The organism is Flavobacterium bomense, from assembly GCF_003970355.1.
Map to the genome: position 1 here is coordinate 1 of NZ_RYDJ01000252.1, position 1082 is coordinate 1082.

The window sequence follows — 1082 nt, forward strand, 5'->3', positions numbered from 1 at the left end:
CTTCGAAACTGGCTTTGGGTTACAACTTGGATGAATTGCAAAACCAAATTACCAAATCGACTTCGGCGCTTTTTGAACCGACTTTGGATTATGTGATTGTGAAAATACCACGTTGGAACTTTGATAAATTTGAAGGAGCCGACAGAACTTTGGGGCTTCAAATGAAATCCGTAGGTGAAGTAATGGGAATTGGACGTTCGTTCCAAGAAGCCTTGCACAAAGCCACGCAATCATTGGAAATCAAAAGAAATGGACTTGGAGCTGACGGAAAAGGATATAAAAACTACGAGCAAATTATCGAGAAACTGACTTTTGCGAGTTGGGATCGTGTTTTCGTAATTTATGATGCCATTGCTTTGGGAATTCCATTGAGTCGCATTCACGAAATCACCAAAATCGATATGTGGTTCTTGAAACAATACGAGGAATTATATACTTTGGAAAGAGAAATATCCAACTTCAAATTGGAAACTTTACCAAGGGAATTGCTTTTGGAAGCCAAACAAAAAGGGTTTGCCGACAGACAAATTGCACATATGTTGGGATGTTTGGAAAGTCAAATACATACTTTGCGTATGTCAATGAACATCAATCGCGTGTTCAAACTAGTCGATACTTGTGCTGCGGAATTCAAGGCATTGACTCCTTATTATTACTCCACTTTTGAGGCCGAAGTATCGTAACCGACAAGAAAAAAATAATTGTTTTGGGTTCAGGACCAAACCGAATTGGACAAGGAATCGAATTTGATTATTCTTGTGTTCACGGGGTTTTGGCGGCCAAAGAATGTGGTTACGAAACCATAATGATCAACTGTAATCCAGAAACGGTTTCGACCGATTTTGACACAGCCGATAAATTGTATTTCGAGCCCGTTTTTTGGGAACATATTTACGATATTATCCAACACGAAAAACCGGAAGGTGTCATCGTGCAATTAGGCGGACAAACGGCTTTGAAAATTGCTGAAAAACTATCTAAATACGGAATAAAAATTATAGGAACGAGTTTCGACGCATTAGATTTAGCCGAAGACAGAGGAAGATTCTCGGAACTTTTGACTGACTTGAAAATTCCTTTTC

The 1082-nt window shown here is 39.1% G+C and carries 1 pseudogene; it reads left to right on the plus strand.

The features are described from left to right. Positions 1-1082: pseudogene (locus EKL98_RS17115) on the plus strand (carbamoyl phosphate synthase preATP-grasp domain-containing protein); the annotation flags it as partial.